Below are 14736 nucleotides of genomic sequence, written 5' to 3'. Positions count from 1 at the left end.
CTCAGGCGGCTAGTCGGGACAGAACCTCGTCGATGTCGGCAGTGCTCACGTCTCGATGTGTCACGAACCGAACCTTCCCGGCGACGGTGACTGCACCGACGTCGACAGCGGCGAGCTGAGCAACGGTGGCCGACGGATCGGCTGTGGCGGCGAGAACGATGTTGGTTGCGGGTTCGTCGACAGCCCAACCGCGTTCACGAAGGCCCGACGCCAGGCGTTGCGCATTGTCGTGATCGTCGGACAGGCGAGCTTGTGAGCGAAGCGCGACGATGCCAGCTGCGGCAAGCACCCCGCCCTGACGAACGCCGCCGCCGAGCATCTTGCGGATCCTTCGGGCTTCGGTGATCAATTCAGGTGATGCGGCCAGAATCGAGCCGACCGGCGCACCGAGTCCCTTGCTCAGGCACACCTGGACGGTATCGGCGCCGGAAGTAAGTTCGGTGGGCGAAACATCGAGTGCAGCAGCGGCATTCCAGAGGCGGGCGCCGTCGAGGTGAATCTTCAAGCCGCGTGATCGCGCTGCGTCGACCAGTTTCGTCCACTCCGTCGGATTCATGACAGCGCCGCCGGCGAAATTGTGGGTGTTCTCGAGACAGAGCAGCGTGGTGTTCAACGTGAAGTACGGGCCGGGGGAGCCCGCCGCCTTCACGACGGTCTCGGGACTGGGACGTCCGGGTCCGCCGTCGTGCGGCAGCGCCATCGGCATTCCCTGTGCGAGCCAAGCAGCGGTGCCCAACTCTGACCCCAAGACGTGAGAGTGTTCCGGTGCGAGGAACTGATCGCCGCGGCGAAGGTGCAGCATCAGCGCAATCAGGTTGCCCATCGATCCGCTCGGTACCCACAAGGCCGCCGGAAAGCCCAGAGTATGTGCGACCTCTTCCTCGAGCGCCGCCATGGTCGGGTCGTGATCGAGGACGTCGTCACCGACCTCGGCGTCAGCCATCGCCTTCCGCATCTCCGCATCAGGCTTGGTGACGGTGTCCGAGCGTAGGTCGATGTACGACGAAGTCATGGCTCATTCGATCAAGCCGCGTGTTCCGGCGTCAAACCGCGGCCTTTGCTGGACGGCTATTCCGGCGTGATAAATCAATATCGCTGAGGATGCCTTCCGTGTGATGATGGGCGCCGGCAATCGTCGGTGAAGAGAACAAGAAGTGGAAGGGACAGGCATGCGCGACTCGAAGCAAGCGTTGCACCTGCGCGGGCACTCACCCCGCGGCATTTCCCTTCCTGCATTCGGGGAACAGAGTGGCGCTGGATATATGCCGTTCCCCGTTTCTTGCATTTGCTCCTGACCCGTCTTCACGTCCAGGAGTTCCACTCCTCGACATGAACTGAGACGTCTCATGCGGAACCCGAACCGCGCATCTACCGCCGCTTCTCACAGTTGGATGAACCGGTCCGTCCGGGTACTCAACGCAACGTACGAGTACCTCGGTGAAGTGAGCGCCGATCGTGCGATCGTCCTGATCGCCACCGGTTCCGCGCAGTCCACCGAAGACGTGATCCCGATACTTCCGGTGCGCTCCAAGCACGTCGAGATCCCACTGCCTCGGACGATCCTGCTTGCCGAGTACGTGTATGTCGCCCACCGGGTTACGGTCACCGATTCCAGCCGAGCGACCTTCGCCGGCATCTTCGACCGGGACGGTCGTCAATGTGCGTACTGCGCCGCCAGAGCAACGACCATCGACCACGTCCAGCCGCGAAGCCGCAACGGGCCCAACACGTGGGGGAATCTGGTGGCGTGCTGCAGTTCCTGCAATCAGCGCAAAGCGGATCGCACACCGGCTGAGGCCGGCATGCGGCTGCTGTGGGAACCGAAGGCACCTCGACGCATCGAGAAAGTGCAGCAGAAGATCTGGCGTGAATTGAGTCGGACGTGACGGTCGAAAGGAGTAAGTGATGTGCGCTGACGAAATCTCGAATCTGGCTGAGCTTCTGCCGATCTCGGACGACCGAACCTGGTGGCAGGCGGAATGTCGAGGAGACCCCGAGCCGGACCGCTGGTTTCCCTTTCCGTCCGAGGGATACGACTACGCGACCGACGTGTGCAACAGGTGCCCGATTGCGGAATCGTGTCGCGAATTCGCCTCTGCCACTGGCCAGACCGGAATCTGGGGAGGAGTGAAGTTCGAGCAGGGCAGGATCGTCGCGGCGTGAGGGATCAGATTCCCGGCTCCGCGGCGATCGTACCGGCCGATACCGCCCGGCACAGAGCGTCGTGGTCACGTTCGGTTTGATCGGCGTAGAGCCGAGCAAACCGGGTGAGGGCGGTGTCGACCGTGTCCGAGGTTCCCAGGTAACCGGAAATCAGTGACGCGCCACTGGTTCGTGCGTGTCCCTTGGCCAGTAGACGACCGCAGATCGCGACATAGTCGGTCAAGGCTGCTGCATCGATATTGTTCAGGTCCACAGAACCTTTCATGTTCCGGAACTGACGGACGTAGTACTGGCGGTCGTCCACGGTGCACCACCCGAGCAGTGGATCGCTGACTGTCTGGAGAGCCTGCTGGTATTCCGCGACGCGTCGTCCTTGATGGTCGTGCCAGGCCGAGTCACCGTGCACGAAGGGTGCAACGACGGATCGGCGAGCCTGCTTGAGCTGCAAGAAGATGACGTCGTCCGGGATGCTCCCTTCGCACAGGGCGACATACGCACGCAGAGCGACGCTTCCGACTCCGACAACCCGGTGCGCAACGTCGATGACGTTGTATCCCGAGACGACTCGGCGCCAGTGTGGTGCAAGGGTTTCGAGATACTCGTCCAGACCCTCCAGGAGGAAGTCGGTGTCCTGCGGCGTGAGTCGTGTTGTGAGCGGCGGGTTCTCGACCAACTGGCGCCGTCCGTGATCCTCGACGGTGAACCGGGGTACCGCGTGATCGCTCGTACGCCGTCGTGCGCGCTCCGCGGCGCGTCGGATCTCGGCCAGCAACCCGGGATCAGTGACGTGGTCGGTGAGTCCGTCGAGATCGACCCGGTCGAAGGAGCGATCGAACAGTGGACGCTCGGACAGCTTTGCCAAGTGGAGGCGATATGCGGACACACACGAGGTTGTTGCTGTTTCGCATTCAGCTTCGGTGAGACCGTTCTGCCGCCCGGCCACCCAGATGCTCGCAGCCAACCTTCTCAGGTCCCATTCCCAGGGACCCGGATGTGCTTCGTCGAAATCATTGAGGTCTATGACAAGTTCGCGTTCCGGGGACCCGTAGAACCCGAAGTTTCCGACGTGCGCATCCCCGCAGATGACGGGAGTGATGCCGGTGGACGGGAGCTGCGCCATGTCCTCTGCCATCAAGCCGGCGGTACCGCGCAGGAAACCGTACGGTGAAGCGACCATGCGTCCCACACGAATCGGAACCAACCAGTCGAGTCTTCCCTCGTGTGCCGTGTTGACCTGATCGACCGGATCGCGTCGGTTGGGCGGGGGCGTCCAATCACCGAGCGACGATCGTGCTACTCGCTTGCGCAGGCCCTTCCCGATTTTGCGACGCTCACTGCGGGGCGTCTGACGCGCCCGCAAAGTCGCCCTGCCGTCCGGTTCGTTCTCGAGAGCCAGCTGACCGGCAGGCCTGTTCACCGGGTCCATGTCGGGCTCTCTTTCGTCGGGCGTGCGAAACTCGCGCTCGATCCTATGCCCGCTTGATTGCGCGCCGCGCGACGAGTTCCTTAACTACCCGCCTGGGCAATCAACTCGACAGCGCGGTCGGCGCACAGTTCCGGGTCCGGCATTCTCCCGATACCGAGGCATTCGACAACGGCGAACGACGTATCCGGTGTCGTTTCCACGCCGAGCGCCCACCCGAAGTAGTGATTCCAGGCGAGTACGGCTCGGTGGCCACTGTGCTGCGGAATCTCGCTGCCCAGAACGAGTACTGCGGCGAACGCGGGGCCGTCGCACCAGATGACCGATTCGGCGAAGGTGGAGCTGGCGACGGCGACTACGTACCTGTGACAAGTCGATTCACTCGGAATGGCGATGTGTGCACGCATGGTCGCTCCTCCGGCTCGGTTGCGATCGGAGGGTTCCCCGTTGCCGGCGCCGAAAAAACGCTTGGCAGATTACGTCCCGGCCACAGATCTACGACGCAGACGGTGTCTGAGATGTTTTTGTGCTGCCCGCGCGACCGAGCGAGTCGAGAGATACTGCTCGGCGGGTATCAACCGGGAACCGAACAAGTAGAACCTTTGGGCTTCGTCGTGGTCATGGGTGGCCGCGGAGATGAGCAGACGTTCGATCGCGGTGAACTTTCGCCCGCCGGCGTAACCGCTCATGTAATCGATGTGTTTCGTCATACTCGCTCTGGCACTGCGGTATTCGGTCAAGGCAGCGTTCACGTTCCGATGCGAGTCGAGTGTGTGTGACGTCGTCTCCGTCAGCATTTGGGCGGTCGCGTCGACCAGCATCTGAGCGGTCTCCAGTGCCCACGAGCATCCGATGCCCCATAACGGGTCGTTGGTTGCCGCGGCGTCGCCGATGAGTGCGAACCCGTTACCTACCGGGTCGGTGAGGATTGTGGAGAAGTGTTTGGTACCAACGATCTTCCCGACGATGTGCTCTCGGCGAACGGGCGGAGCGCCGGGTAATGCGTTGGCGTACGCGAGGAAAGCAGTAGACAGGTCGTCAGTGAACGGGCCGAGCTTGTCGAGGGCAGGGAAGACGACCAGCACGCTGATTCCGCCGTCGTTGGGGAGCAGATAGGCGACGTCGGGATCCATGAACCACGACAATGAAGATTCTCCGTCGGGTCGTTCGAGTCCGGAGAGTTGAGCGAAGTAGCTGAAGCGCCCGTTGGACGCACTCACCGAGTCGCAACGCGCGGATCGTGCGACGGTCGAATCCTTGCCGTCTGCTCCGACGGTCAATCGTGCTTCGACAGTGAAGGCCGAACCCTGTTCGGTGCCGTAGACGCCTGCAGTAGTGCCGTTCTTGGTCAGTAGTCCGGAAACACGATGTCCGAGAAGAAGGTCGACGTTCTGGTAGTCGTTCGCGAGTTGGCGCAGGAGGGGGTCGAGAGTTTCCCTTCGGACGTTGAATCCGGGCGGCGGTGAGTTCTCTGCAGCATCAGGGGTGATCATTCCCCACGGGGTCCAGAATTTCGGAACGGTTTCCACCATTCCCAGGGCGAGCAGTTTTTCCGTGGCGCCGAGTCGTTGCAAGATCGGGGCACCGCAGGGTTGTAGGTGGTGAGTGCACAGGACTTTGTGCGCCCGGATGTCGGAGCGAGCGTCGAGAAGCGCTATCCGCAGACCCTGCTGGGCGTACATGATTGCGGCCGCGCATCCCGCGATGCTCGCGCCGACAATCACAACGTCATAGTTTTCCCGTGCCTTCGAAGTCACTCGATCAGTTTAATGCATAAGGTTATAACTTAAATTTTTACTGGATTTAGTCATCGTGTTCGGGCGTTAAGTCCCGAACTGCAGCCCGGATGGACTGTTCACGAAGCTCGTTCTCTCTGCGCAGTTCACGACGCCGACGACCGGCCTCGAATCGCTGCCTCGCGATTGTTCCGGTCGGCCGGAGTTGGGCTACCTCGGCCGGTTTTCCGTCGCTGCCCATTGCGACCATCGTGAAGTAGCAACTATTGGTGTGTCGAGATTTTCCGAGAAGAATGTCTTCGGTTTCGACGCGTATTCCGATTTCCATCGAGGTGCGCCCGGTGTAATTGACGGAAGCGCTGAACGTGACGAGTTCTCCGACATGCACCGGTTCACGGAACACCACACGATCCACCGACAGGGTCACGACGTACGTCTGGGCGTATCGACTCGCGCACGCATAGGCGACCTGGTCGAGAAACTTCAGAATCGTTCCGCCGTGAACGTTGCCCGAGAAATTGGACATGTCCGGCGTCATGAGGACGGTCATGGACAAGGTTTGTTTCGATGCTTGCTGCGATGCTTGCTTCAATTCGGGCAGGGAGTTCGATTCGGACATCGAGCGGGCCTCTTCGGGTCGGTGGACGGTGAAGAGACCGTATCCGGCAAAGAGGGTTACCCGCGCGTTCGGAAGAACGCGGTGTCAGAGTTCGGGACAGTGCCAACGTGGAGGATGTATTCGCTGGTGGCGACGGGGCCTGTCGCACTCGACCTGAGATAGGGCTCGAGCGTCGAGCGGAGATGCGCTGACATCGAAGCCCAATTCCCGGTGCTTCGAACGGCCTCGCGAAAGTTCTTCAACGCCGGTGCCTGGTCGCACAGTTCCTCGACGGGATCCGATCCGGCTGGTAGTTCCCACTCGAGCAGGTGGGAGGCCGAGCTCACCGATTCCAATCCGGCTGCCGCCTTCTCGAATTCGCTCGAGCTCGACCATGTCGTCGGTAGTGGTGTGATGCCATTCCACGCCGAGGCGGCCTCCCGGCGGAGTGCTGCTGCCCACCCGTTCTCCGACCACGTTGCGACGCAGATCTTTCCGCCTGGCCGGGTCACCCGCATCATCTCTGCGAGGGCAATCGAGGGGTCGGGGCAGAAGATGATCCCGAAGATGCTGACGCAGGCGTCGGCACTCGAATTCGGCCAGGGTAAAGACTGCGCATCGCCGATCGTGAAGGTGGGTTGGGTAGTGCCGGGGTGGGGAATCCAGCGTTTGCGCGCGACCTCGAGCTGGCTGGCGGAGAGGTCGAGTGCGTGGACCGTCATACCGGACTGGGCCGCCGGGAGCGCAAAGTTCCCGGTTCCGGCGCAGACGTCGTGCACCGTGCTCACGTCCCCGATCGAGCGCAGTGCCTCCGTCGATGCCGGTGAGAGTTGCTCGGCAAGAGGCGAATACGTCGTACCATTCCAGTTTCCCTGTTTCACGACAAACTCCTTTCGACTGCGTCGATGACCGTATCGAGCGCTGCGCCCGCCGCGCGCGCTGCTTCGTCGGGGTTGCGTTCCTCGATGGCCGCGATCAAGGGTCGGTGCTCGTCGACGTGGAAACCTGGACCGACACTGACTGCGGACAGCGAATCCGTCACGGCGGCAAGGACTCCCCGGTAGACGTCGATCAGTGCGGAATTGTGGGACGCCTCGACGATCGAAAGGTGCAGGGCCATGCCGGCTTCGACAGTGAAGCCGCCGACGTGACCGGGGTGGGCATTCCAGGCTGCATGTATCCCCGCGAGATCTTCGGGGGTATGGCGCTGCGCTGCAAGTCGCGCGGCTTCGACCTCGAGTCCGCGTCGCAAGCGCAGTACGTCGAGAACGTCACCTCTGGCGAGCCTGCGCCCGAGTAATCCTTCCACCGGCGACGCCGCCAGGACGTAGACGCCGCCACCATGACGAACGGACAGAACTCCGGCGTGTGCAAGCGCCCGTACCGCTTCGCGCATGGTGTTTCGGGCGACTCCCAATTCCTCGACCAGTGCGGTCTCCGGCGGGAGTTTTGATCCGACGGGCCATCGACCGGTCGATATCGCCTCCTCGATCGCCGCGGCGACGATGTCTACCTTGCGTCCGGAATCGGACATGTGTGCCACCTCGGGTAAGTGGGTCAATGACTTTGTCCGAGGTTAGCGTGCGCTCACGAGTGGGTCAATGACTTGTGAACTATCCGCGTACGTCCAGGCTGCGGGCGTAGTGCTCCTTGAAAACCTCGAGATGCGCCCACGATTCCAAGCCGCTGACACCGTCGATGCCCCGGATTTGCTCGGACAAGGCATGGAGGTCGTTGGACGAGTTGGCGGCGACCGTAGCGATCACGTCGTACCGTCCCAGAGTCCGCGCGAGGAATTCGATTCCCGGGAGCGACTCGATCTCCGATACCGCGTTGTCGTCCCGTGAGCCGAGATTGACGCCGATGCCCATCGCCAGCGACCGGCCACCACCTCGCCGCTTGACGACGGCACCGACGCGCAGTGCCGTGCTCGAGATCAGATGATTGACGCGATTGCGCACAGCGCTCGGCGACAGGCCGGTGTGTTCGGCCAGCTCGAGAAATGGCATGCGACCGTTGCGCTCGAGCAGTTCGATCAAGGCGACGTCCGTCGAATCGAGTCGGATGTCGGCTTGTAAAGCGGTCTCGGGCATGAAGATTCCCTTGATGACGTCGACGTAGACCAGCGTGCTCACGGATCTGACGCCACGCTGTGAGCGGAGTTCGGCGATGGCGCGGTACAGATCGTCGTGGCTGGGCACCCGAAGTTCCGCGATCACGTTGTACTGCCCGCTGACTGCCGAGATGTACACGGCAGCCTCGGATTCGATCAACGCGTCCAGTACCGGGGTCATCGGTCCGGACACGGCGATCGACACGTGTGCGAGTGCCTTCAGGCCGAGAAGTTCGGGGTGTGCGACGGCAACCACGGACACCGTTCCCGAGTCGAGTAGTGCCTGCACCCTGGTGGACACTGCCGCGCGTGGGGCATCGACCGCCACGGACAGTTCGCGGTACGTCGCTCGCCCATTGCGTTGAAGAGCAGCTATGAGCTTGGAATCGAGATCGACCGTCATGGATGCCCCAACTTTTCCAGAGATTTTTCTGTATGAGCTTCCTATTAGAACAGTCGCATGTGGGCATAGATGATGTGGATAAGTGCAGAAATGCACGAAAACTTGTACAAAAAGGTTGTGTACCACCTGGTCTGAAACTTTGATGCATTGCATAGCTCCAGGTCAGGGCGTAGTTTTCGCTCAACACGCAGTGACCTGCACCACCATCTCGACGAAGGACCACCATGCGCAAGTTGCACACGCACGAAGCCTCGCCGCTCGACGCCACCGCCACGATCTTCACCGGCGCCAAGATCCACACCGTTGACGACAGCACGGCGGGAGCCGAAGCGTTCCTGGTGTTCGGAAACCGCTTTGCCGCGGTGGGGACACTCGAGGAATGCCGCACGGAGGCGCGACGCCTGAGCACTCGCACGACCGCGGTGGTCGAACTCGACGGCGCCACCGTCGTCCCCGGATTCGTCGATCCGCACGCACACCCGTTGATGTACGGACAGATGCTCAGCTGGGTGGACTGCGGACCGGAGAAGGCGCACTCGATTCCCGGAATCATTGCCCTGCTTCAGGAAGCGGCACTCACAGCTCCTGCGGGTGTCCCGATTCGCGGATACGGCTATGAGCACCGCAACCTGATCGAAGGGCGCCATCCGCTCAAGGAAGAGCTCGATCAGGTGGCCACCGATCGCGAGGTCTACCTCATGAACGCGAGCGGTCACGGCGGCGTCGTCAACTCCTTCACTTTCGACAAGCACGGCATCGATGCGAGCACTGAGAACCCGGCCGGTGGCGAGTTCTTCCGAGATGCAGACGGCGAGTTGACGGGCGAGCTGTCCGACGCCGCGTGCAACATCCTCACCGGTGTCAACGGTGTGAAGGTCGGCCATCACGGACCCAACTTCCATCTCGAGGACGAGCCGGAAGAGCACCTTCGCCAGCTGTCGGTCGCTCAGGACAAGTTCCTGGCCGGCGGCGTCACCACCATCGGCGACTGCCAGGTGACGCGTCGTGAATTCGACATGTACCTGCGTCTGGCCGAGCAGGATCAGCTCAAGACCCGTGTCAGCATGTACATGCTCAGCCATCTCCTCGATCACGTCATCGACACGGGAATGCACGGCGCCTTCGGCAATTCGCGGCTCGCGTTCGGCGGCATCAAGTTCTACGCCGACGGCACTCTCGGCGGCTGGACCGCATACTTCCCCGACGGTTACGTGGGCGACCCGTGCCGCACCGGGCAGCTCTACCATGAGCCGGCGGACTACTCGGAGCTGATTGCCAAGGCACACTCCGTGGGTCTGCAGACTGCCACGCACGCTCAGTCACCGACGGCCATCGACATGGTGCTCGACGCCATCGAAGCTGCGCAGAAGGCTCACCCCGACGCCGACGCGCGTCACCGCATCGAGCACTGCGGGCTCCCGACGGCCGAGCAGATCGCCCGGATGAACCTGGCCGGTGTGTACCCGGTGAACCAGCCGCAGCACTACTACAACTGGGGCGAGGGCGTCACCGCTGCGATCGGAACTCCGGGTGAGCGGTTCAACCCGCTCGGGGAGTTCATCGCTGCCGAGGTTCCCGTGACCATCAGCTCCGACGCCCCGGTCGCAGAGCCCAAGCCGCTCGAGGCAATTCAAGCAGCCGTCACTCGTGTGACGCGTCAAGGCCATCAGCTCGGCTCCGATGCACTCCGCATCACCGCCGACCAGGCACTGCAGGCTCACACGCTCAACGGTGCACGTGCGCTGGGCCGTGAAGCAGAACTTGGCAGCATCTCGGTCGGCAAGCGGGCCGACTTCGTCATTCTGGGCGCGGACCCCCTCGAGGTTCCGGCCGACGCGATTGCGCAGATCGAGGTGCGGGAGACCTGGATCGACGGCGAACTCGCACATTCAGGTCATAACCACCTATTGTCGAGCACTTCGACCACCGAGGAAAAGCAATGAACCGAGAGCAACAGATCGTGAAGGCCCGCAAGGCGGGATTTGCAGCCTTCGTCGGTACAACCATCGAGTGGTACGACTTCTACGTATATGCCACGGCAGCCGCCCTGGTATTCGGTGACATCTTCTTCCCGCCCGGAACCGATCGCCTGACCGGCGTTGCGGCGGCGTTCGCGACGTACGCCGTCGGATTCTTCGCTCGCCCGCTCGGCGGAATCGTGTTCGGCCATGTCGGTGACAAGATGGGCAGGCGCACCGCACTTGTCGTCACCCTGACGCTGATGGGTGCAGGCACCTTCCTCATCGGCATGTTGCCCACTTACGCGTCGATCGGGTTCTGGGCGCCGTTGCTGCTGGTTCTGCTCCGCTTCGTTCAGGGCTTCGCCGTCGGCGGTGAATGGGGTGGCGCGGTCCTGATGGCCGTCGAGCATGCTCCCGAGGACAAGAAGACTTTCTACGGCGGATTCGCTCAGCTGGGCAACCCGGCCGGCGCCCTTCTGGCCACCGGGTTCTTCAGCATTCTCTCCACCTTCGGCGACGACGCGCTGCGCGAGTGGGCCTGGCGTCTGCCGTTCCTGTGCTCGGCGCTGCTGATCCTCGTCGGCTTGTTGGTTCGCCTCAAGGTCGAGGAGTCCCCGGTCTTCGAGTCCGAGGTGAAATCCGCGGACGTCCCGGAGATGCTGCCGCTCAAGTACGCACTGGTGACCAACTGGCGTCCGATCATCCTGGGCATCGGCATTCTGCCGGTCGCAGTCGGCGGCTACTACCTCGTGACGACCTTCATCACGGCATACGCGACCGACCCCGACGTCGGCTTGTCGGAGACGCTGATTCTCAACGCGCTCAGTGTCGCCGCGGTGGTCGAGTTGATCGCGACCCTGGGCGTGGCGTGGCTCGGCGACAAGGTGGGGCGCGTCCGCGTGGTCATCTGGGGTCTCGCTGCGGTCGCGATACTCGCCGCGCCGCAGTTCTTGGTGCTGAAGTCCGGATCCGTCTTCCTGATCTTCCTGACGTTTGCGGTCATGCGACTGGTGCTCGCTGCCACGTATGGTCCGATCGCCGCCGTTCTCTCACAGATGTTCAAGCCGCAGGCTCGTTACACAAGTATCTCGTTGGCGTACCAGGGTGCCGGCGCGATCTTCGGCGGATTGTCTCCGCTGGTCTCGACGCTGATGTACAAGGCAACCGGCAGCATCTGGCCGGTCATCGCACTGCTGATCGGCATGTGCATCCTGAGCATCGTCTGCCTGCTCTTCGCTCCGCAGCATGTGGACGAGGCGACCGACACCGACGGTGTGCGGCAGGACCTGAACAAGGAATCGGCCTCGGCCTGACTGCCGAGAATCGGCTTCCGCCTGACTGCCGAGAATCGGCTTCCGCCTGACAACTGAAAACACGAAGCTGGGGCAGTACACGATTTCCGTGTACTGCCCCAGCTGTCGTTTCAGGTCAGTTGTCGTTCAGCGACTGTTACGCGCCGACGAGATGGCGGTGAAAGTGATCGCTGCGTCGGTGGGCCTGGCTGAGATTCCTGATCTCGCGAAGCCAGAAGTGAGACGCCAGCGCGTTGTTGCTTCCGTAGCCGGTGCCGGAGGTGTCCTCGTCGATCAAGGCGACAAGCGCCTTGATCAGGCTGGTGACCTTGAGGTTGTTGGTCTGAGAATGTCGTACCAGCAGGTCGGCGGCTTCGTCGGTGCTGCAGCGGTAGAGCGTGCAGACAATTTCGAGAGCCCGTTCGCGGAGACGGCCCGAATTGGTCGGGATCCGTAGTCCGTTTGTCGGGACACTGTTCGTCTGGTTGTTCGTGTCGTCGGGGTGAATCATGGTGTTGTACAAGGTATTCCTTTGAACCGCAAGGGTTTTGGACCCGTGCGGTGTGTAGCGCATGTTGATACTGGTGCAGTCGGTACGCGATTGGCGGCGGACTCTGTCGGAGCCTTCGGCCTGGTCAACAATCTGCGGGACTGATGAAAGTGCGTAGTGATCAAAGGCGCGGATTTGCACCGAACTGGAAGTCTGCCCCTGGAACGAATATTGGAACTGTCGTTCCGGGCGAAGCGACCGGCTGCCTGACTGACGGCTGCCCTCTGATAACCCCACCGTACGTCATGGAGTTGGTTTCAGCTAATCCTTTTGCGGGCGATCATGCTCACAGTAGGCGGTTTCACCTGCTCAAGGAGTGTTTACGTGATCGATTACTGCTTGCTTGGTGATAGCCCAGGCGTTGGTTGTCGGGTTTCCGAAGTCGCCGTGGCCGACGCCGGGTAGTTCGATCAGATCGACCACGTCGCCTGCTGCTCGTGCGGCACGGGCATAGCGCCGGCTCTGTTCGACCGACACGACCTTGTCGCCGAGTCCGTGGATCGCCGTGACGGGGAGCCCGGTGGGGAGATGTTCGATCGGTGACGCGATGCGGTAACGGTCAGGGTGATCGACCGGCATGCCGCCCAGAAGATTTCGAACAAATCGATCTTTGCCCGCGGTTGCGGCGAGTGTCATGTCGAAGACGCCGGCCATGATCGTCGCCGAACGAATCGGCACGGTGAGGTCAGGCGCGGGAGCATCCGTGTCCTGTTGTGGTCGCGACGCGACCCACGCGGCCAGTTGTCCGCCCGCGGAGTATCCGGCGATGTGCACGCGACCCAAATCCAGTCGCCCGGAGGCCTTTTCCTGAACGATGCCGGCAAGCGCGTTGGTCGCCGCAACGGTATCGGAGAGAGTAGTCGGCCAACCGCCCTGCCCACCTATACGTCTGTATTCGATGTTCCAGACCGCAATTCCGTAGGGGGTCAGCGTTTTTGCCCACGCACCCGCGTACTCCAGATTGCTCTTCTGCGCCCAGCCGCCGCCGTGGATCAATACGACGACTGGCAGGTCGCCGTCCGATCCGGGTGGAAGATACAGATCGCCGAAAGTATCTGCGGCAGCGGCGTAAGCGATGCGTACCGCAGGGACATCGCGGTCGAGACCGGTGGCGCTGGCGACCGAGATCACGAGCGTGAAGATGCAGACGAGCGCTACGGCGAGGTACCTGGCCAAGCGGTCGCGGGAGCGGTGCGCGATGGCTTGATTCCTCTCGGTCTGCGACGGACGATTGTCAGGAAATCAGTCTATCGGTGCCGAGTGAATTCATGGGGTGAGCGAATTTGCGGTGCTTGCTCGTATTCGTAGTTCGCTACGGGTGTGGGTCGGCGCAGAGGGTTCGTCACCGTCGATCAGGGCGAGCAGTGCATCCACCGCCAAAGCTGCTTGTTCTTCGGGGAAGAAGTCGACGGCGGTGATCGGGGGATCGGAGATCAGTAGAGCGGGCTCGTCACTGTCCTGGGCGATCAAGATACTTCCGGGAATTGACAGGCCGAGATCGAGCGCCGCTCGTGCAGCGGCGGGGGCGCAACCGAGGATGACCGAGAGGATCGCGTCAGGGGGATTCTCGGATGTCAGTGCTTTGTGAGTCGCCCCGTATGCCGCGGAGACGAGTTGTTCGACGGAATTGACGCCCTCGAACGACGCCAGGTCGTCGGTGGCTCGGGGCGACACGCCGTGGATGCGGCACCATTCGAGGTAAGCGATGGTCGTTGCGCGAGTCCATGCCGAATCCATTCCGGGATTGAGGACAAGGATATCCGTTGCGCCCTGTTCGGTGAGGTGGTTCAAGAGCGTTTCGGTCGTGGCGAAGAGATCCGGCGAAATACTCCATCCGAATTGCTCAGGGTTGCCGGGACCCACTACGACAGAAGGTATTCCGAGTTTCTTCAAGATGTCGACGCGAGGGTCGTGCATCATCGGGTCGACGACGATCACACCGTCCATCTCGATGCGACGCAGTCCGTTCGGGTCTTTCATCGACGGCAACAGCAGGAGTGAGTGATCGGCGTGGAACGCTGCCTGTGTGGCGGCGGTCGCCACACGGCCGTACCAGTCGAAGTTGAGGCACTCGGCCGAGGAAGGCTCGTCCGGAGCCGGGAGCATCAACCCGAGGGTGGCGGTTCGACCCGAGCGAAGGTTTTGTGCCGACCGATTGGCTCGGTAACCCAAGCGATCCGCAACCTCTTGAACACGCGCCCGGGTGGCAGAGTCGACTCTGCCCTTGCCGTTGAGTGCGTAGGAAACTGTGGACACGGCGACGCCGGCGGCTGTCGCGACATCGCGAAGCGTCGGGACGTTCGGCGTGATCATCGGGGTCGCGTCCTCTAGTTGCTGGGCGGTTTCTACTCAAGAGTAACGCCCAATCGTTTCGGCAGGGGGAACCTGGCGGACGATTGTTCAGTCGAAGAAATTGCGCCGAATCGTTTCATCAAAGCTATTGACTATGCCGAAACGTTTCGGCACTCTCGTAGAACACCGGGACAACTTCGAGTGA

15 protein-coding genes are annotated in these 14736 nt (G+C 62.1%); 4 read left to right on the top strand and 11 right to left on the bottom strand.

Translation table 11 applies throughout. The annotated features are described in order from the left end of the window. Position 1: 1 nt before the first annotated feature. A complete protein-coding gene (locus H7C86_RS11645; protein ID WP_019745824.1) occupies positions 2–1012 on the bottom strand; it encodes a low specificity L-threonine aldolase in 1011 nt (336 codons plus the stop codon). A gap of 334 nt (positions 1013–1346) precedes the next feature. On the opposite strand from H7C86_RS11645, the gene H7C86_RS11640 reads away from it, so the two are divergent. Both H7C86_RS11640 and H7C86_RS11635 read left to right on the top strand, forming a co-directional pair. Beyond that, a complete protein-coding gene (locus H7C86_RS11640) occupies positions 1347–1886 on the top strand; it encodes an HNH endonuclease (protein WP_020971175.1) in 540 nt (179 codons plus the stop codon). A 19-nt stretch (positions 1887–1905) separates the two neighbouring features. Then, positions 1906–2163, top strand: coding sequence for a WhiB family transcriptional regulator (locus H7C86_RS11635; RefSeq protein ID WP_003943196.1), 258 nt, complete (start codon positions 1906–1908; stop codon positions 2161–2163). Positions 2164–2167: 4 nt separating this feature from the next. Here H7C86_RS11635 and H7C86_RS11630 read toward each other — a convergent pair whose 3' ends face one another. From H7C86_RS11630 to H7C86_RS11600, 7 genes are all read right to left on the bottom strand, one after another. Beyond that, positions 2168–3589 carry a DUF2252 domain-containing protein gene (locus H7C86_RS11630; protein ID WP_029256548.1) on the bottom strand — a complete coding sequence of 474 codons (1422 nt, stop codon included), beginning with the start codon at positions 3587–3589 and terminating at the stop codon, positions 2168–2170. 80 nt (positions 3590–3669) lie between these two features. Further along, positions 3670–3993 carry a DUF6292 family protein gene (locus H7C86_RS11625; protein WP_182261556.1) on the bottom strand — a complete coding sequence of 108 codons (324 nt, stop codon included), beginning with the start codon at positions 3991–3993 and terminating at the stop codon, positions 3670–3672. 69 nt (positions 3994–4062) lie between these two features. Next, entirely contained in the window at positions 4063–5343 is a 1281-nt protein-coding gene (locus tag H7C86_RS11620) for an NAD(P)/FAD-dependent oxidoreductase (protein WP_259349087.1), read from the bottom strand. 46 nt (positions 5344–5389) lie between these two features. After that, positions 5390–5872, bottom strand: a complete 483-nt coding sequence (locus H7C86_RS11615; protein ID WP_166655080.1) for an acyl-CoA thioesterase — start codon at positions 5870–5872, stop codon at positions 5390–5392. A 125-nt stretch (positions 5873–5997) separates the two neighbouring features. Further along, positions 5998–6801, bottom strand: coding sequence for a class I SAM-dependent methyltransferase (locus tag H7C86_RS11610; RefSeq protein ID WP_182261555.1), 804 nt, complete (start codon positions 6799–6801; stop codon positions 5998–6000). Beyond that, on the bottom strand, positions 6798–7454 hold the full coding sequence (locus H7C86_RS11605) for a FadR/GntR family transcriptional regulator (RefSeq protein WP_182261554.1): 657 nt from the start codon (positions 7452–7454) through the stop codon (positions 6798–6800). Before H7C86_RS11605 ends, H7C86_RS11610 begins: the two co-directional genes overlap by 4 nt. Positions 7455–7533: 79 nt before the next feature. Beyond that, positions 7534–8436, bottom strand: a complete 903-nt coding sequence (locus H7C86_RS11600; protein WP_182261553.1) for an Lrp/AsnC family transcriptional regulator — start codon at positions 8434–8436, stop codon at positions 7534–7536. 224 nt (positions 8437–8660) lie between these two features. On the opposite strand from H7C86_RS11600, the gene H7C86_RS11595 reads away from it, so the two are divergent. Both H7C86_RS11595 and H7C86_RS11590 read left to right on the top strand, forming a co-directional pair. Continuing rightward, the gene (locus H7C86_RS11595) at positions 8661–10379 is read left to right on the top strand and encodes an amidohydrolase (RefSeq protein ID WP_182261552.1); all 1719 of its coding nucleotides are present in this window, start codon (positions 8661–8663) and stop codon (positions 10377–10379) included. Beyond that, positions 10376–11710 (top strand): MFS transporter, encoded by a 1335-nt coding sequence (locus H7C86_RS11590; protein ID WP_182261551.1) that lies wholly within the window; start codon positions 10376–10378, stop codon positions 11708–11710. The genes H7C86_RS11595 and H7C86_RS11590 overlap by 4 nt, the downstream gene beginning before the upstream one ends. Positions 11711–11846: 136 nt before the next feature. Here the strand turns inward: H7C86_RS11590 and H7C86_RS11585 are convergent, their stop codons facing one another. The 3 genes from H7C86_RS11585 to H7C86_RS11575 all read right to left on the bottom strand — a co-directional run bounded on the left by H7C86_RS11585 (position 11847) and on the right by H7C86_RS11575 (position 14552). Then, the gene (locus tag H7C86_RS11585; RefSeq protein WP_029537179.1) at positions 11847–12212 is read right to left on the bottom strand and encodes an ANTAR domain-containing protein; all 366 of its coding nucleotides are present in this window, start codon (positions 12210–12212) and stop codon (positions 11847–11849) included. Between the two features lie 336 nt (positions 12213–12548). Beyond that, the gene (locus H7C86_RS11580; protein ID WP_182261550.1) at positions 12549–13415 is read right to left on the bottom strand and encodes a S9 family peptidase; all 867 of its coding nucleotides are present in this window, start codon (positions 13413–13415) and stop codon (positions 12549–12551) included. 90 nt (positions 13416–13505) lie between these two features. Further along, complete coding sequence (locus tag H7C86_RS11575) at positions 13506–14552, bottom strand: LacI family DNA-binding transcriptional regulator (RefSeq protein WP_021331689.1); 1047 nt, start codon at positions 14550–14552, stop codon at positions 13506–13508. Between the last annotated feature and the right edge of the window lie 184 nt (positions 14553–14736).

Origin of the sequence: Rhodococcus sp. UFZ-B548 (assembly GCF_903819475.1) — a bacterium.
GTDB lineage: Bacteria > Actinomycetota > Actinomycetes > Mycobacteriales > Mycobacteriaceae > Rhodococcus_F > Rhodococcus_F erythropolis.
This window is presented reverse-complemented; position numbering and strand designations above follow the sequence as displayed.